Raw genomic sequence first — 16,482 nt, 5'->3', positions numbered from 1 at the left:
GGCGCCGCACGGTTCAATCAATGGCCGAGGCCATCAAGTCTCGCAGCCACATATGAGCCGGATCGCGGTGCAAACGCTCTGGCCACAGCATGAGCATTTCAAACCCGGGAATCGAAAGCGGCGGCTCCTGAACCACGAGCGCCGACTGATTGCGCACCAGCCGTTCAGGCACCACTGCGACCAGGTCGCTGCTGGTCAGTGCAGACGCCAGCGAGCCGAAATGCGGTGCCGACAATACCACCCGCCGGCTTAACCCCAGCGCCGCCAAGGCCTGATCGGTACTTCCGGCGAAGCCACCGCCGTCGGGAGACATGACCGCATGCTCCAGCTCACAGAAACGTGTCAGCGACACCGGTCGCACAAGGTCCGGATGATCATGCCGGGCGGCAAGCACATAACGCTCATGGATCAACGACCGCTGGCGCAGCTTGGGCGGCGCCTCATCGCGGGTGTGCAACGCCAGATCCAGCCGACCGTTTTCAAGATCAGCGGCCAGACTGACAGGGTGCTTGTTCAACATGGCCAGACGTGTGCCCGGCGCACTGCTGCGCAACCTGCCGAGCGATGGCCATATCAACGCGATGGTCGCGTAGTCGCTGGCAGCCACGCGCCAGGTGTTATCGGCCTTCGCCGGATCGAAATCCCGGCCGGGCAGTAACGCTGACTCCAGCGCGGCAAGCGCCTGCCTGAGCGGTTCGCGCAGTTCTTCAGCCCGCGCGGTCGGGGTCATGCCCCGCGGTCCCGGCAACAGCAATGGATCGTCCAGCACCTGCCTCAGCCTGCCCAATTGCAGGCTGACGGTGGGCTGGGTCAGGTTCAGCCGATGCGCCGCGCGGGTCACGTTCTGCTCCGAGAGCAATGCATCCAGCGTGACCAGCAAATTGAGATCGATACGCCGCAAGGTATTGTTCATGCAAATACCAAGTGTTTGGGAGATTGATTTCCAGCATACCCGATCGGGTCTGTAGCGTTGCGGCATTACAGACAAACCGGAGCCGCTCATGAACATACTTATTGTCTACGCCCACCCCGAGCCGCGTTCGCTGAACGGGTCGTTAAAAGACTTCGCAGTTGATCATCTACAGAACAATGGCCATCAGGTGCAGGTGTCCGACCTCTACCAGATGGGCTGGAAAGCGATCATCGACGCCAACGATGCTCCCGGTCGTGAAACAAGCAGCCGCTTTGACCCTGCCCTTGAGTCGCAACGCGTGTTTGCCGCCGGCATTCAGCCGCCGGACATCGAGGCCGAACAGGCCAAATTGCTTTGGGCAGACGCCGTCATCTTTCAATTCCCGCTCTGGTGGTTTTCGATGCCAGCGATCATGAAAGGCTGGATAGAGCGGGTGTACGCCTGTGGTTTCGCCTACGGCGTGGGCGAGCACAGCGACCATCACTGGGGTGATCGCTACGGTGAAGGAACGCTGGCAGGCAAGCGCGCCATGCTGGTGGTGACCATGGGCGGCTGGGAGTCGCACTACAGCGAGCGTGGCGTGAACGGCGCGCTGAACGACATCCTCTTTCCTATCCAGCACGGCATCCTGTTCTATCCGGGTTTCGATGTGCTCGCGCCCTTCCCCGTGTACCGGGCAGGCAAAGTGGACAGCGCGATATTTGCGCGGATTTGCACCGACTACGGCCACCGCCTGGATACCCTGTTCACCCTTGAGCCCTTGCCCTTTCGCAGACAGAACGACGGCGATTACGAGATCCCTGCACTGACATTGCGCGCTGATCTTGCAGCGGGTCGGCAGGGGCTGGACATTCACTTGCGCGATGAGGATGAGCCTGCGGTTCTCTAGGAAGATTCGAAATCACCAGTGACCGATAACCAAAAGGCCCTGCTTGTGCAGGGCCTTTTCAAGCGTATTGCTTTCCGGCGGATTACTTCAGGTTGTTCTTGAAAAACTCGCCCAGCTTGTCGAACGGGATGAGATCGACCCGATCGTAAAGATCCACATGCCCGGCATCCGGCACGATGATCAATTGCTTGGGCTGGCCGGCCAGTTTGTACGCTTCCTCGCTGAACTCCAGAGAGTGCGCCTTTGAACCGGCGATGAACAACATCGGGCGTGGCGAGATGGTCGCGATGTCGTTGAACGGATAGAAGTTCATGAACTTGATGTTGCTGGTCAGCGTCGGGTGAGTGGTCAACTCGGAGGACTGGCCTTCGGGCGTGAACTCGCCCCGTGGCGTGCGATAGAAATCATAGAACTCGCGTTCGATCGGGCCGGATTTGTCAGTCAGTTTGTGTACGGTGCCGCTGGTATAAGCCGTATCCCCGCCGCTGTATTCCACGTCGCGCTGCAGTGCCGCCTGCTCGATGAGCTTCTTGCGCTGCGCCAGCGTCTGCGAATGTTTCAGGCCGTTGCGGTTGGCAGCGCCCATGTCATACATGCTCACCGTGGCAATGGCTTTCATGCGCGGATCGATCTTCGCGGCACTGATGACAAAGCTGCCACTGCCGCAAATCCCCAGAACGCCGATTCGTTTTTTGTCGACGAAGGTCTGAGTGCCCAGGAAGTCCACTGCAGCACTGAAGTCTTCGGCGTAGAGATCGGGTGAAACGGCGTTACGCGGCTGGCCTTCGCTCCCGCCCCAGAACGACAGATCCAGCGACAAGGTGACAAACCCCTGCTCGGCCAGTTTCTGCGCGTACAGATTGGCGCTTTGCTCCTTCACCGCCCCCATCGGGTGGCCGACGATGATTGCCGGAGCTTTAACATTCGGGTTCGAGCCTTTGGGTATAAACAGATTGCCCGCGACTTTCATCTTGTACTGGTTGTTGAACAGCACTTTTTGCGCAACGACCTTGTCGCTTGTGTAGAAATTATCGGCACCGTGAGACATGTCTGCTCCTGTCGCAGCGTATGAGCTGATTAAAAGCCCAAGCATCAAAAGAATCTTTTTCATGGCGTGTTACCTCGTTGAGAAATTGACCCGCGTTTACCTGCCCGGCCCTGACCAGTGTTTCTTTCCCGCAGGGACGCGTTGTCGCGTGCCGTCCAGGCCAGCGCGGCCGAACACGCCAGTAACACGCCACCGAATGCGAACGGGCTCCACCAGCCGAAGCGGTCGAACAGCGCGCCGCCGATGCCGGCCCCGGCGGTGATCGCCAATTGAATGGTCGCCACCATCAGGCCGCCGCCTGCCTCGGCGTCGTCGGGCAGCGTGCGGCTCAACCAGAGGCCCCAGGCGACCGGTGCAGGCGTGGCAATCAGTCCCCAGGCGGCAAGCACAATGGCGACGGACTGAGGCGAATGACCCAGGCCGGTCAGCGCAACAGCCAGCACCGCCATCAGCAGCGGAATGGCGATCAGGCAGGCATACAAACCTTTGTGCAGCAGCCTGCCGATCAGGTAGGTGCCGAGCAGCCCGCTGGCCCCCAGCGCCAAAAGCATCAGGGACAACGTGTTGACGCTGACCCCGGTGATCTCTTCCAGAAACGGCCGCAGGTAGGTGAAGACGGCGAACTGGCCCATGAACAGCAACAGGATCGCGCTCATGCCGATGGCCACTTGCGGGTTGCGCAGCAGGCGGAAGGGATTGCGTGCCCGGTTGTTCGGCTGGCTGCGCATGGCAGGCAGGCTTAGCCATTGCCAGGCAAACGCCAGCGCTGCGAGCGGAATGACCAGGAAAAACGCGCCGCGCCAGCCGATGTACTGGCCCATGAAACTGCCCAATGGCGCCGCGACCGTCGCCGCCAGCGCATTGCCGCCGTTGATCAGGGCCAGGCCCTTGGCGACCGATTGCTTCGGCACCAGCTTCATCACGGTGGCGGTCGACATCGACCAGAAACCGCCAATGGCAATCCCGAGCAGTGCACGGCCCGTCATGAACAACCAGCCGTTGGAGGCCAGCGTGACGATCACGCCAGACACCAGCAACAACAGGCTGAAGCCCAGCAGGACAGGCTTGCGATCCAGATGCCCGGTCAGCGGCGTGTTCAGCAGGCTGGTCAACACGGCAAAAAAGCCGGAGATCGAAATCGCCTGCCCTGCCTGCCCCTGACTGATGCCCAGGTCCTGGGCGATGGGTGTCAGCAGGCTGACCGGCATGAACTCTGACGCAATCAGCACCACCACACACAGGGCCATCGAAAATACGGCGCCCCAGGCTGGCGGATGTGCCGTCGTCTCAGCCCCCTTTAGCGTTGAATCGAATGCTTGCATGCGTCACTGACCTAGCGATGTTGAAAATAGTCGGCACAGGTTAGGGCAATGGGATTAGGATGATTAGACACCACAATTTATACGCGCTTGTGAGAAGGATTCAGCAATGAGCACACCCAAACTCAATGATCTGCAAGCTTTTCTGCAGGTGGCGCGCGATCAGAGCTTCACCAAGGCGGCCACCAGACTGGGCGTTACGCCTTCCGCCCTGAGCCACACCATGAGGGGCCTTGAAGAGCGCATGGGTCTGCGCCTGCTGGCAAGAACAACCCGCAATGTGGCACCGACCGAAGCAGGCGAACGGCTGATGCGCTCGATCGGGCCGCTGCTGGATCAGATTGCCGCAGAAGTCGAAGTGCTGGGCGAACTGCGCGACAAGCCCGCAGGCACCATTCGCATCACCTGCTCCGATGACGCCGCAGAAGGCATCATCCGCCCGATGCTTGCAGGGTTTCTGACGCAGTACCCGGATATTCAGATCGAGATCTGCATCGACTACGGCTTCACCAATATTGTCAGCGAGCGCTTCGATGCAGGCATCCGCCTGGGGGAGTCCATCAGCAAAGACATGATTGCCGTACGCCTGGGGCCTGACTGGCGCTTGTCAGTGGTCGGCTCGCCGGCCTACTTCGAGCGACACCCCGTCCCGCTGCAACCTCAGGACCTGACCCAACACACCTGCATCAACATCCGTCACTCGCCGAACGGCAGCTGCTACGCCTGGGAGTTCGAGAAAGGCAGCCGCAAGCTCAACATACGGGTCAACGGGCAATTCACCTCGAACAGCATGATCCACGTGCTCAACGCCGCACTGGACGGCGTGGGCCTGGCCTACGTGCCGGACTCCATGGCCGAACCGCACATTGCCAGCGGCCGCTTGAAAGAAGTGCTGGTCGACTGGAGCCCGTATTTCGAAGGCTTTCACTTGTACTACCCGAACCGGCGACAGGCATCGCCGGCGTTCAGTGCGTTTGTCGAGGCGGTGAGGTATCGGGGCTAGCCTCCCCGCAGCCTTATTACTGCGCGGCTTTCAACGCATCAGCGACCTTGTTCAGCGAACCTTGAGCGGGCTCGGCCAGCAGCTTCAGGTCGGAGGTTTTGCCATGCACCACCACTTGCATGGCGGTGGGCGCACCCTTTGCGTCACCCACGATCCGGTAAGCGGTGTCGCCGCGCACGAAGCTCAGTATGTGACTGGCAGCGTCGTACTTCAGTTGCTCGCCTTCAGCTTGGGGAAACAGCAGCCCGACCTGATTCTTGCTGTCCACAGCCGCGTAAAAGACCGGGCTTGCGTCCCCTGAACGGAACAACACAACGCGCTTGCCGGACGGCGCGAGCCTGAACGACAAGAGAACCTCACGCTGCTCGTCTTCCTCCCAGACAATGCGGGTGGTGTGCGTCATCTTGCCATTCTGATTGCGACTGACTGTTTCAGTCGGCAACCCTGACCCACCGGTATGGTCAAGGACCGTCTGCGTTTCCAGAACCGGCTCTCCATTACGGATGCTGTACGTAGACGTCTGATGCCAGCAGCAACCGTCTTTGGTCATGGTCTCGATCTTGCGGGTTTTCTCATTCACGCTGAACAGGCCGCAGTTGTTTTGCGCCAGTTTGGTAAACGAATCGCTGTGCCGGAAACCATCGGCCGTGCCGAGAAAGACCTGATACGAGGGGCCGTGATAACAGCTGTTCTGCCCGTCCATCAAGGCGAGGTCCTTGATGCCATCGAAGTTGAAATCCTGATAGATCAGTACGCTTTGTTCGCCATAGGGCAACTCGTGCACGTTGGTTTTGACCTTGCCGGTCTTGGGGTCAGTGCCGAGCACCAGTTCATCGGACTGCACGCGGATCAAGGCCGCACCGCTGGCCTTGTCGTACACGTTGATGACGCCGGGACGAAACACATCGTCTTTGGCGGAGATCTCCAGCGTCGCACGGTATTTATCGGAGAAGTCCTGCAGGGCGTAGTTCTCCCGAGGAGCGCCCGCAAAGCCTGCTGCATCCATTTCGCCGTAGGTCGGTAATGCACCGGCGGCACTGACCAGGGTCGACGAGGCCAGGCCGACCAGTACCAGCAAGGCCTGCAACCCGAGACGTGACGCACAGCGTTGAACGATGGATAGGTGCAAGACGCAACTCCTTTGATAATGAGCGATGAGTCTACTTCAGCAATTGATACAATTTGAAATCATTGCGCAACGTGCACTTCGTGCTCACAGGCCGCCCCGTCCGACCCGGTAAATGTTCTAATCACGCCCCCCTCTTCGCTCAACGGGCCCGATGCTTTTATGGATATTCACTCGCTTTGGCTCAAGACCCAGGAAATCTGGGACATGCTCGATCAGCACCCGTGGGTACGTACCGGGCTGGCCCTGATCCTGTTGCTGACCGCCGCACTGGTACTTGGCCGCGTGGCGCGCTTTCTGGTGCTGTATGCCGTGAGGATGCTGGGCCGTCAGGCATCCCTGCACTGGATCAACGACTTTCGCCACAACAAGGTTTTCCATCGCCTGGCGCAAATGGTGCCGTCGCTGGTCATTCAGTTCGGCCTGAACCTGGTCCCCGGGCTGAGCGCCACAGGCAAAAACGTCATTGGCAACCTGGCGATGGCCTTCACCATCCTGTTCATGACCCTGGCCATCGGCGCCCTGCTCAATGCAATGCTGGACATCTACGCACGCACCGAGCACGCCCGTACGCGCTCCATCAAAGGTTACGTGCAGCTGTCGAAGATGATCCTGTACGTCTTCGCCGGGATCATCATCGTCGCCACCCTGATCGACCGTTCGCCCCTGCTTCTGCTGTCCGGCCTCGGCGCCATGTCGGCGGTCATCCTGTTGGTCTACAAGGACACCCTGCTCTCCTTCGTCGCCAGTGTGCAGCTGACCAGCAACGACATGCTGCGCGTCGGCGACTGGATCGAAATGCCGCAGGTCGGCGCAGATGGCGACGTGGTGGACATCACCCTGCACACCGTCAAGGTGCAGAACTTCGATAAAACCATCGTCTCCATCCCGACCTGGCGCCTGATGTCAGAGTCGTTCCGCAACTGGCGCGGCATGCAGCAATCAGGCGGACGGCGCATCAAGCGCAGCCTGTTCATCGACGCCAGCGGCGTGCGCTTCGTGCGCGACGATGAAGAACAGCAACTCATGCAAATCCACCTGCTCACCGACTACATCGGCCGCAAACAGGCCGAATTGCTGGCCTGGAACCAGGCACAAGGCAACGTCGCACAAATGTCCGCCAACCGCAGGCGCATGACCAACATCGGCACCTTCCGCGCCTACGCCCTGGCGTACCTGAAAAGCCACGTCGACATCAACCCGAACATGACCTGCATGGTTCGCCAGCTCGAACCCACCTCGCAGGGCATCCCGCTGGAAATCTACTGCTTCACCCGCACCACGGTGTGGGTGGATTACGAGCGGATACAGGGGGATATTTTCGATTATCTGATTACGGTGATGCCGGAGTTTGGGTTGAGCTTGTATCAGCAGCCTAGTGGGGCGGATATGCGGGTGGGGTTGCGGGGGGAGACGGCGCGGGTGGGGGCTACACCGCTGGTAGAGCCGTTGCCTACAGAACATTCGGGCTGAGAGGCGCAGACAATGCATAACTGAATGCTCAAGATGGATTCACACCCCGTAGGGGCTGGATCATGAGTGCTCGAATTTCTGCAGTCGTGTCGGAGTTTGATCAATCCGAAACACGTGCAAAATTGGCACTGCTGATTAACCCTTTCGAGGTCAGGTCTCGAAGCTGCTCAATCAGTTTGCCTCGCTCGGCCCTGGACGTGACCGGATCGACAATTTGGTATTGCTCCTCGCACCATAAGTCGACTCGTTTAGCCCAAAGAGTTTGTGCAGCGGGCTCTGCAGTTAACCGTGCGAGTAAGTAAGCTACTTGCTGCCATTGCGGACGCAGTCGCATAAGGGTATGGCGGCGCTTTTCGGATAGCTCATGCCAATCCTTGTCCAATTTGGCATCTAGCCCGGTCTTTAAGGAAGCCCAAGAATGCTTGTTCAGTTGGGCAACTGCAGCAAGAAATACGGCGCTCGATGGATCGTCGAGCGCGCTGAGCAGCTCAACCGAATGTCCCTCGCCCAGATGGCCCATAGTGGCTCGTCGCACGGAGGGATAGTTAGATCCTGCTGCTGCCGTCAACCAGTTGTGTTCGAGTTCGACATCAAGTTCTGCTGCCAGCTCCAGGATACCCAGCCAATCGCGCTTTGCTGTGGGCAAGCCCTGCGTCAGTCGTTCGGCCAGAATGGCCCGCGCATCAATATCGTATTTTGGCGCTAGCCAGAGGGCCAGGGTTCGGATGGACCGCGAGTCATCCAGTAAGGCCGTACGCAACAACGGTTGTGGATCTTCCAGCAATGGCAGCAGCGCACGCATTACGCAGACTCGCACCTTGGCCCCTGGGCGAAACAGGGCTTCGCGTAGCAATGGCAGTGCTTGCGCCGCAGGCAACCCTTGGCAAGCGGCCACGGCTGCAAGGCGCACAGTTAACTCTCGGTGGGCCAGTGAATCTCGTAGAAGCGTCTGTGTATCGACACTTTTTTCCAGCAACAACGTGAACAAGTAGCGTGCCGGACTGCTTTGTCGAGCCAGGAAGTTTGCGTAGACATCATCGTGAATCTCGGCCGTCTGAAGAACCTTGCGCACGGCCATCAGTGTAGGACCATGATCTGCCCTTTGACGCGAAGCCAGCGCCATGAGCGGTTCGAGCACGAACAACAAGGCCTGAACATAAGACGGTGATAGATAATGATTTAGGCTTTCTGCTGCCAGCTCGCGAATTTGTGGAACCCAATCGTTCAAACGATCGATCAATGCTGCTAATGCTTCAGGAGAGGGTTGGTCACGTAGTGCCCTGACCGCTACTTCGCGAACGAAGCCGTTGTAGTGAGTAGTCAGCGCTATCCAGTCGCCACTCTCCTCTGCGTTGCCGAGCAAACGCGCAGCTTCCTCACGACGCTGAACCTCCCATTGCGTGACGGGCGCCTCGTGATTTTTTAGTCGAGTTAACCATTCCCTTATGGGTGCCATGCTTCAATCCTTTCGTAACATTTCCATCTGATCCAAAAATATACAGCAGTATTGATCGCGGATGGCAGGGCATCAGGTCTAGCGTTTTGACAGTCGCCTTTGGCCTGTAGCTACCTGAGACGAAGGCCCGCAATCGGCCAGAAGCGGACATTTGTCGACGGCCTGTCGTCAGGGCAGTCCTATGAACTGATACGTCGCATCCTTCTTCTGATAAGTGACGATTTTGACGCCCACCGATCTAGATGCTGCCCTGCTATGGCTGGCCTTTGGCTTCTCTGGCAGTACGAGGTAGCGTTTCACCGGGAGCCCCAGTACGTCATAGAGACACTCACCGTGAATAACCAACTGGCCAACCCCCGTGTACACGTCCGTCGTTCGGGCAGTTGTTTTAACTTCAAAAAGGTCTACGTTAGAAGCCGTGACAACAGCAAGGTCGATTGCCTGCGCCTTCTGGCTGCTTCCTTGCTTTTGCAGCGCGAGCTCCAATGCCCGAACGACTGCACCGTGCTCAACTGTGCGTTTGCCACCCCCATGCCCTTTTACTCGCCCCTCTCCAGAATACTCGTCAAAATAATCACGAAGTTTCAACAATGCCTCAGCCGGTAAAAAAGCCCGATGGGCACCTTCATCAACCTCTCTTTCCCCGCCAATTTCCTCGGAATCACCACTGGCCGCCCTATCTGAAAGGGACGTCCTGGTGCGCTCGCTTTTTCCGTCTCCATGTAGTTCTTCACCCAGCCGGGTCGCGACCTCCCGAGCTTCCTCAGCGAATGCCCACAAATGGTTGGCAATTTCAGGATCCGTTAATCCGCCAATCAGGATCACTCTTGAAGTCTTTTCGTTATCACTAGCTTCGACAGTGCGGGCTGCGAACTCACGGAATACCTTATCTTTCGGAAGCCCCGCATTGCCCTTCGTCAGCTTGCCTCGATGGGCCACAAAGACGTCCCCGCTGCCGTCTTTGACAAAAGCACCGGCCATACGTCGATTGTAGGTTCCCGCGGGAAAATTCAATTGGACGACTATCTCGATCCACTTCGTACTTCTGGGATCCGCTGATAGTACATAGTTTAGAAGCCTATCTGGCGCGATGTGCGGTGACCAGGCTCGAACGCCGACCCCTGACCGAGCTTCGAAGTAGACCGTCCCGGTATGATGCCCGGCGGGGTAGGTAATCTCGCGGCTTTCTTTGTGTGGGAGCGTCGAGCGCAGTTGCTTTGCAAGTTGCTTGTTCAATCGCAAGATTTCAGCGACGTCCGTGATCACCTCAAAATCCTCAAGCACTTGTGTCTCCCCAATGTTTTCGCTGAGTAAACGGCCATATTGCACTAGGCGAGTTTTTGATCCCACAAGAGATCGAGACTATGGGGGGGCGCTATCGGCCGATTCTGTTGAAAACAGTCCGGCTTTGGTACCGTGGCAAAAAGTACGCGTCTGAGATTGGAATCCTTAACTTTAGCAGAGGCTTCCGGACTCGGATTTACGTAGCAACCCGCAAAGAAGGTGTTTTCCCCCATCACTATCCGAGCAGTTTGGAAAACCGACTTTTTCAACACAATCGGCCAGAAGCGGTCATCGCGATGATGCAGTACGATGCATGCCTACCGGTAGATCATTAGGGCTAGCCCATGCAATTCCAGGGTTTCGTATTCGGGCATATCGAGGTTGAGATTCACAGCCGTGCATACGATCTGCATAACTTCTACCAAGCCAGCGCCATCAGTTACGACATCTTGGATCGGTCGGCTGTAGTTAGCTTTACTCGACGGAGTGACTCTTGGGTGCCGACTGAAGAAGCACGCAAGATCACTATCAGCTTCCATGAGGTTGACTACTTTTCAGCGAGTGGGCGGGATGAAAACTCGACTGACAGTGACGATAATGTTCTTCATTCGATTGGAGCGGTAGAGTCCATTGCTGAAACACAAACCTTCTACCTCACAGATAATATCCAACCAAATCATCATCTTGTCATGCGCTTCGAGTCTGGTCTGACATTACGAATACAGGCCGTTGAAGCACGGTGCGAAATCGTTTTCTGAGCGGCGCATAACTAGGGCCCTCAACGTCTGCTATGGGTCGTAAGCGGTCATCACGACCGGCAGCTATCGACCCAAAGCGGTCTTTCGCTTTTGCCTGACCAAGAGTCTATGTAACCTCACGAATCTGCTAGCACTCTCGATTTCCGAATCCAGGATCACTTTATGCAAACTGACCAGACCAAGCTACTCGCGCTCGCTCTGCTTGAGATCAGGACACTACTTGCCGATTACTTGGGCAGAGATGTAACTGCTCCGATGAGCGTCCGTGTAGCGGCGCACATCGCCTATGCACTCCACAATGAGGCGGAGGCTGCATACAACAACGCAGATTTTCGGATCGTCAATGCAAGCGTTAAAATCGCTGCAATCGATCGGATTCTTGGTGTCACTGACGGTGCCGCATTGTTGAGCAAGTTTAACGTCGAGGCCAACGTCCTTCCGGATAGAACTCAACCTCGATGACTGCTTCTGGCCGAGAGCTGCCGCTAGTGCCAACAGTTATGTACGACTCGCGATGATGCCAAACTTGGACGCAGTGCTTGCTCTCAACCTGGCCGAACAGCTGTCCACCCCTTGCCTGTACTCGACGATGCTTTATCACCCGCCATACAAACGCTCACCTGAAGTTCCTTCATTTTTGCAAGGACATGAGGGCTCAGCGCTTGGCCGTACAATTGCGACAGTTGGGCACTGCGAGCGATTGATTCCTGATAGTGTCGGCTGGCCTCGGCTTCGCAGCTATCGATGTCGGCTTTGAAGGCGGCTTTCTGGGATTCGACATTCATTACCTGCTTTTCGAACCTGGTGCCTTCGTAGCTTTGGCGGCTGTAGTCGATTTTGGCCGTTGGCGTAGGGGGTGTTGAGGCACATCCGCCAAGCATTACGGAAATGAGAGCGGCAATTAGGTGGGCTTTGCGCATGGTTATTCCTCGGGGTTACGACTAGGCGATCAAGCATTATTAATCTGAGGATGGTATCGGCGCTGAGTGCCAGATTCTTGAGCATTTGCCTATACTCAAGGCAATCCAGTGTTTAACCTAGCCGCGACGCAGTTCGAGCTATTGCTACTGGTATTCGGCTGCTTTCGACCGATTCTGTTGAAAAAGTCGGATTTTCAAACTGGAAAATTTCGAGGTTGATCGTCTCTTCAGAACCTGTTCACCACGTTGCGTGGCTTTTTGGTTCTGTGTTGATCGATGCAGCTCGGTCGATGGGTTGATTTGAAGGTTTTTGCTGATTCCAGGCTTACCTATCCCTTAGTCGGCGGCCCTTGAGAGGTCAGTTTCGCCAGTCTTCTTAGATTCTGTACAGCAGCCGTTAAGGTAAATTCGTCGTTCGCCCCGGTCATTCCTCATAGTCGTAACCGATCCAGTTTCAGGATTCGCTTGAGATGAGCGAACAACATTTCGACCTTTTTGCGCTCATGGCGAGAGCACACGTATTGAAGTGTCTTGGCGATGCGCCGCGCAACTTCGCCCTTGACCAAACCTGCGTCCATGCAGCGACGCAGCACTTCGTTGAACAGCCAGCGAAACAGCGAGCTGTCGCGAAAACGACCGTGGCGGTTCTTGGAAAACGTAGAGTGATTGGGGACTTCATCTTCGAGGCTTAAGCGGCAGAACCAGCGATACGCCAGGTTTAAATGAGCCTCTTCGCACAACCGACGTTCGGAGCGAATGCCATAGCAGTAGCCCACCATCAACAGGCGAATCATCAGTTCGGGATCAATCGAAGGTCGCACGATAGAGCTATAAAAATCGGCGAGATAATGGCGCAGATCGCTTAGATCGAGACATCGATCAATGCTGCGCAGGAGGTGATTGGCTGGGATGTGATCTTCAATGTTGAACGAGTAAAACAGTCTCTATTGTCCGCTCGATAACTGTCCCATCATGCTGCGAATACTCCCGCTAGCCGATGTACAGATTGTCTTCCACGTCGGCTGGAAGCGCTATTTTTTCCGACGCGCTGTGCTGTGTTTGAGCTAGGTTCGCGCGGGCAGAGATCTGACCATGGCTAGTCATTCCCAACCCAGTTTTCTGTAGGGGGTCATGTCTTGTTCAGGAAAGTCAGTCAGGTATTCACCCCACTGCATGTGCGCATAATATTTAGTCATCGCCTCGAAATGACTTTCGGCCTCGACCTCCCAAACAAGCTCTGCTTCTGAATGCATAAGCACACGCGCACTATCACCGTGAGCACCAACTAGGCAAAAGGTCTGACAACCATCAGGTTCCTGCCAAAGTTCGTGATTCATCTTCGAGTCTCAGTTTCTAAGGTTGTCATGATGCCCCAAACTCTAACGGCATGCCGCGACGGATCGATTCGCTAGAAGAACTGAATCCAAATGCCGACTTTTTCAACAGAATCGGCCGATTGCGGCTTTTAGCCACCGCCGGCTTTCGGCTAGAAGCCACCCCTTGATTGCCCATTAGCTGGGCGGTTCGCTACATCTCGGGGGATGTTGCTCCAGGGTCCGCCATCACCCACGCGGCAGCGACGGATCATTGTGAGCTGCGAGCACGACAGTTAGAATCTGGCGCCTATACCTCAGGCGCTGAGGCATACAAGCCACCAATGGATCACCCGTACGGCCTTTCACCGTGCACGTATGGATGCAGATGAAGCATGTCCCGAAACCTCGTATTAACCGCCCTGCTGTTCGCTTTGACCGGATGCCAGAGCGTTGGCGAAATGAGCAGAAGCACTGCCGAATACATCAAGGCGGCACGTAACAAGCCAACTCCGATGGAACTCTACTTTGAATATCTGCGCAACCCTTCCAAGTCGCTTGGCACCTTCGACTTCTCTCGTGATGACAGCCAGAGCAAGGCCTGCCTCGGAGTCTCTTACGGCAGTGCTGTTACACCCGAGATGTGGAAGATCGCGAAGGAGGGTAGCGATACTGGTAATGCGACGTGTCGGCATGTGCTTGGCACGTTTTACGAGAGCGGCAATGGAGTTGCACAGAACATTGGCATGGCTCGGAATCTTTATATCGAAGCGGCAAAGAACGACTCTTATGCCTATGTCGAACTCGGTCGCATGAAGCGCGACGGGATCGGCGAGCCGACTGATCCGGTTAAAGCCCGCGATTACTTCCGGCTGGCGGGGCGAGCCGGCGTGGTAGCGCTAGGTGGGATGATGGAGCAAGGCCAGGGCGGTGCTAACGATAGTCATGGGGCCTTGAAGCTGTACATTGAGACAACGCAGAAGTATGGCGACGCAGCATGGCAGGCAATGCAACCACTGCTGTCGAGAGAGCTGGAACTCGACGCCGAGCAAGTGCAGAAATACAACAGTTTGTGGACCGAACATTTGGTGCGCCAACAGCGCTACCTGTTGTTGAGGTCTAATGTGTTCACACATATCAAGGGATCCCGCCAGATATTGACGGTCACAGTGCTGCATCAATTTAAAGCTGGCCAGCGTTACCCCAAGACGTATCTAGCAAAGAGCTGCGGCGATCCGGTGGTCGACAGTCTCGTGGTGTCGGCATTGAGGAGCCTGCGCATGGACGATCCCTTTCTGGTACCTGCGGGCAAAGACATTCCCCCCATGAAGGCGCCTTTAGTATTGACGCCATCTGCTGATTGAAGCCGTGTGGTGCTGATGTTGACCTTTTCGGGCGAGCTGGCACCTGCCGCATTAAAAGCATCACTCTTATTCCGGTATTCAACTCATCATTGGCTGATGCGCGTCCTGTCGGTCACGAATTGCAGCTAATGGCCTAAAGCTGCCTCAGAATAAATCGAGCTACGCAGCCCCCTACTGAATCACGTAATAACAGCCATAGACCTCAAGCAGGCCGTGGCTTTTAGGGAATTGGCACGCAACAAGAAAATCAGTAAACCACTGATATATAGATTAAAAACGTCTTCCTTGTAACCAGTCGCTCTCGATTCATGACGCGGGTCAATTCGCCTTCCATGGTGGTTGACCAAAAGGAAGACTTTCTTGTGGCCAATTACGCTCATCGTGAGCGGCAGCTATCGGCCCAGAGTGTGTAGAAACAGATGTTCAGCCAGCTGCAGGGAGAGAAGCATCCTACTGATAGATTTGTAGGATACCTCCGTGCGAGGCTCGCGTTGCTAGTTGGAACTGGCGAAATGTCAGCTTGGGATTGTTTAGCCGAAGTCCACATCTGATGCGAGCGCTGGGTACTCAACCTTCATTTCGGTAAGACATTCTTGCATGAGCCTTGCATCCTTAGGAAGGCGCCTGGATAGCATGTTCCACCCTGAAATCTGCAGGTGCTCGGGCATTTCCACTAGACCGGTAATGGCGTCCCAGAAAGCATCCCAATTACAGCCATACCAATCAGGAAAGCCGAGCGCATCCCTCAAGACACAATGGAGTTCCTCAGAACTCGACACCTCACTCAGGTCAATATTTAGCATGTGTAATCGGCTCATCGTCAGCATCTCAAAAAATTGTTAACCGGCTAACACAATGAGTAACTTCAGCAGCCATCTCTTCTATACGATTTGCACCGTCAATTTGCAACACTGGAGACGCTTGCCCCAATAGCCATCGCTCGTGCCACGCCCGATTTCGTCCTGAAAAGTCCGGATTATCGTATTGCGAAGCCCATTCCCTGAATCCCGCATGTATTTCATGCATGTCACCTCCGGGCACTATACGTTCGCCAAAGCGTGATTTTTCACGAGCGTCCAGCCGTTGCAGTCGAATGGGTGTTGGCGTCACAACGAACACGATCAAATCGACTTGATCCAGTAGTGCATCTCCCCAGACCATACAAGAACCCGTTAATACCCAAGCCTCGCCTCCAAGCGCGCGCTGGATCAAAGTCACACGCTCGCTGACAGGCCGCTTCGTCGTAAAAGGCGGGTTCGTCGGCATCCAAAAATAATCATCGACGTCGGCGTGCAGCAACTCGAGTTGCATGGCAAGGTTCTGGCCTAACGTGGTGACGCCCGCACACGAGGCGCCTGTAATGTAAATTCGCATTCCTTCCTCCCAAAGTGCAGGTCGGGTTGTGGGCGGAAGATACCCCATTCCCTTTTCGATCTCACATTCACTCCCCCGTTGGCGTGACCGATGAGGGGCTTAGTTCTGCATGGAACTCAGATTTTGCTGGATACGAGCAAAAGGTAGCGCTGCTTCAGGTTCAGCACGAAGTCATGAAATACGCCATTGCTACATTCCTCACCTAGCCACTGACCATCTGAATGCTGGAGTTGGCTAGGTAT

At 56.1% G+C, this 16,482-nt stretch carries 16 protein-coding genes and 1 pseudogene; 6 read left to right on the top strand and 11 right to left on the bottom strand.

Translation table 11 applies throughout. The features are described 5' to 3' along the window. Positions 1-13: 13 nt before the first annotated feature. Positions 14-913: a LysR family transcriptional regulator gene (locus JOE33_RS20615; RefSeq protein WP_187625970.1), complete on the bottom strand. Its 900-nt coding sequence runs from the start codon at positions 911-913 to the stop codon at positions 14-16. Positions 914-1,001: 88 nt separating this feature from the next. On the opposite strand from JOE33_RS20615, the gene JOE33_RS20610 reads away from it, so the two are divergent. Beyond that, complete coding sequence (locus JOE33_RS20610; RefSeq protein ID WP_010436113.1) at positions 1,002-1,802, top strand: NAD(P)H-dependent oxidoreductase; 801 nt, start codon at positions 1,002-1,004, stop codon at positions 1,800-1,802. A gap of 82 nt (positions 1,803-1,884) precedes the next feature. Here the strand turns inward: JOE33_RS20610 and JOE33_RS20605 are convergent, their stop codons facing one another. Further along, positions 1,885-2,913, bottom strand: coding sequence for an alpha/beta hydrolase (locus JOE33_RS20605; protein WP_187625969.1), 1,029 nt, complete (start codon positions 2,911-2,913; stop codon positions 1,885-1,887). Then, on the bottom strand, positions 2,910-4,172 hold the full coding sequence (locus tag JOE33_RS20600) for an MFS transporter (protein WP_209924126.1): 1,263 nt from the start codon (positions 4,170-4,172) through the stop codon (positions 2,910-2,912). The genes JOE33_RS20605 and JOE33_RS20600 overlap by 4 nt, the downstream gene beginning before the upstream one ends. A gap of 106 nt (positions 4,173-4,278) precedes the next feature. On the opposite strand from JOE33_RS20600, the gene JOE33_RS20595 reads away from it, so the two are divergent. Then, positions 4,279-5,172: a LysR family transcriptional regulator gene (locus JOE33_RS20595; RefSeq protein WP_096103408.1), complete on the top strand. Its 894-nt coding sequence runs from the start codon at positions 4,279-4,281 to the stop codon at positions 5,170-5,172. A 16-nt stretch (positions 5,173-5,188) separates the two neighbouring features. Here JOE33_RS20595 and JOE33_RS20590 read toward each other — a convergent pair whose 3' ends face one another. Continuing rightward, positions 5,189-6,301: a hypothetical protein gene (locus tag JOE33_RS20590; RefSeq protein WP_187625967.1), complete on the bottom strand. Its 1,113-nt coding sequence runs from the start codon at positions 6,299-6,301 to the stop codon at positions 5,189-5,191. 159 nt (positions 6,302-6,460) lie between these two features. Between JOE33_RS20590 and JOE33_RS20585 the strand changes: the two genes are divergently transcribed. Then, positions 6,461-7,771 (top strand): mechanosensitive ion channel family protein, encoded by a 1,311-nt coding sequence (locus tag JOE33_RS20585; protein WP_187625966.1) that lies wholly within the window; start codon positions 6,461-6,463, stop codon positions 7,769-7,771. A 100-nt stretch (positions 7,772-7,871) separates the two neighbouring features. On the opposite strand, the gene JOE33_RS20580 is transcribed toward JOE33_RS20585, so the two are convergent. Together JOE33_RS20580 and JOE33_RS20575 are read right to left on the bottom strand one after the other, a co-directional pair. After that, the gene (locus tag JOE33_RS20580) at positions 7,872-9,227 is read right to left on the bottom strand and encodes a PBS lyase (RefSeq protein ID WP_187625965.1); all 1,356 of its coding nucleotides are present in this window, start codon (positions 9,225-9,227) and stop codon (positions 7,872-7,874) included. Between the two features lie 168 nt (positions 9,228-9,395). Next, positions 9,396-10,511 carry a hypothetical protein gene (locus JOE33_RS20575; RefSeq protein ID WP_187625964.1) on the bottom strand — a complete coding sequence of 372 codons (1,116 nt, stop codon included), beginning with the start codon at positions 10,509-10,511 and terminating at the stop codon, positions 9,396-9,398. A gap of 344 nt (positions 10,512-10,855) precedes the next feature. On the opposite strand from JOE33_RS20575, the gene JOE33_RS20570 reads away from it, so the two are divergent. Beyond that, the gene (locus JOE33_RS20570) at positions 10,856-11,269 is read left to right on the top strand and encodes a hypothetical protein (protein WP_187625963.1); all 414 of its coding nucleotides are present in this window, start codon (positions 10,856-10,858) and stop codon (positions 11,267-11,269) included. Positions 11,270-11,431: 162 nt separating this feature from the next. Further along, on the top strand, positions 11,432-11,731 hold the full coding sequence (locus JOE33_RS20565; protein ID WP_209924125.1) for a hypothetical protein: 300 nt from the start codon (positions 11,432-11,434) through the stop codon (positions 11,729-11,731). An 83-nt stretch (positions 11,732-11,814) separates the two neighbouring features. On the opposite strand, the gene JOE33_RS20560 is transcribed toward JOE33_RS20565, so the two are convergent. The 3 genes and pseudogenes from JOE33_RS20560 to JOE33_RS20550 form a co-directional block, all read right to left on the bottom strand. Continuing rightward, positions 11,815-12,189 (bottom strand): hypothetical protein, encoded by a 375-nt coding sequence (locus tag JOE33_RS20560; protein ID WP_187625962.1) that lies wholly within the window; start codon positions 12,187-12,189, stop codon positions 11,815-11,817. Between the two features lie 329 nt (positions 12,190-12,518). Continuing rightward, positions 12,519-13,130: pseudogene (locus JOE33_RS20555) on the bottom strand (transposase). 159 nt (positions 13,131-13,289) lie between these two features. Then, positions 13,290-13,526, bottom strand: a complete 237-nt coding sequence (locus JOE33_RS20550; RefSeq protein ID WP_187625961.1) for a hypothetical protein — start codon at positions 13,524-13,526, stop codon at positions 13,290-13,292. Positions 13,527-13,897: 371 nt separating this feature from the next. On the opposite strand from JOE33_RS20550, the gene JOE33_RS20545 reads away from it, so the two are divergent. Next, complete coding sequence (locus JOE33_RS20545) at positions 13,898-14,866, top strand: SEL1-like repeat protein (protein ID WP_187625960.1); 969 nt, start codon at positions 13,898-13,900, stop codon at positions 14,864-14,866. Between the two features lie 530 nt (positions 14,867-15,396). Here the strand turns inward: JOE33_RS20545 and JOE33_RS20540 are convergent. Further along, a complete protein-coding gene (locus JOE33_RS20540; RefSeq protein WP_096129894.1) occupies positions 15,397-15,684 on the bottom strand; it encodes a barstar family protein in 288 nt (95 codons plus the stop codon). Between the two features lie 10 nt (positions 15,685-15,694). Beyond that, positions 15,695-16,240, bottom strand: coding sequence for an adenylate kinase (locus JOE33_RS20535; RefSeq protein WP_187625959.1), 546 nt, complete (start codon positions 16,238-16,240; stop codon positions 15,695-15,697). Positions 16,241-16,482: the final 242 nt, after the last annotated feature.

It is taken from the genome of Pseudomonas sp. PvP027 (assembly GCF_017833005.1).
GTDB lineage: Bacteria > Pseudomonadota > Gammaproteobacteria > Pseudomonadales > Pseudomonadaceae > Aquipseudomonas > Aquipseudomonas congelans.
Note: the sequence above shows the minus strand (reverse complement) of the source record. Positions and strands in the feature narration are given on the sequence as shown.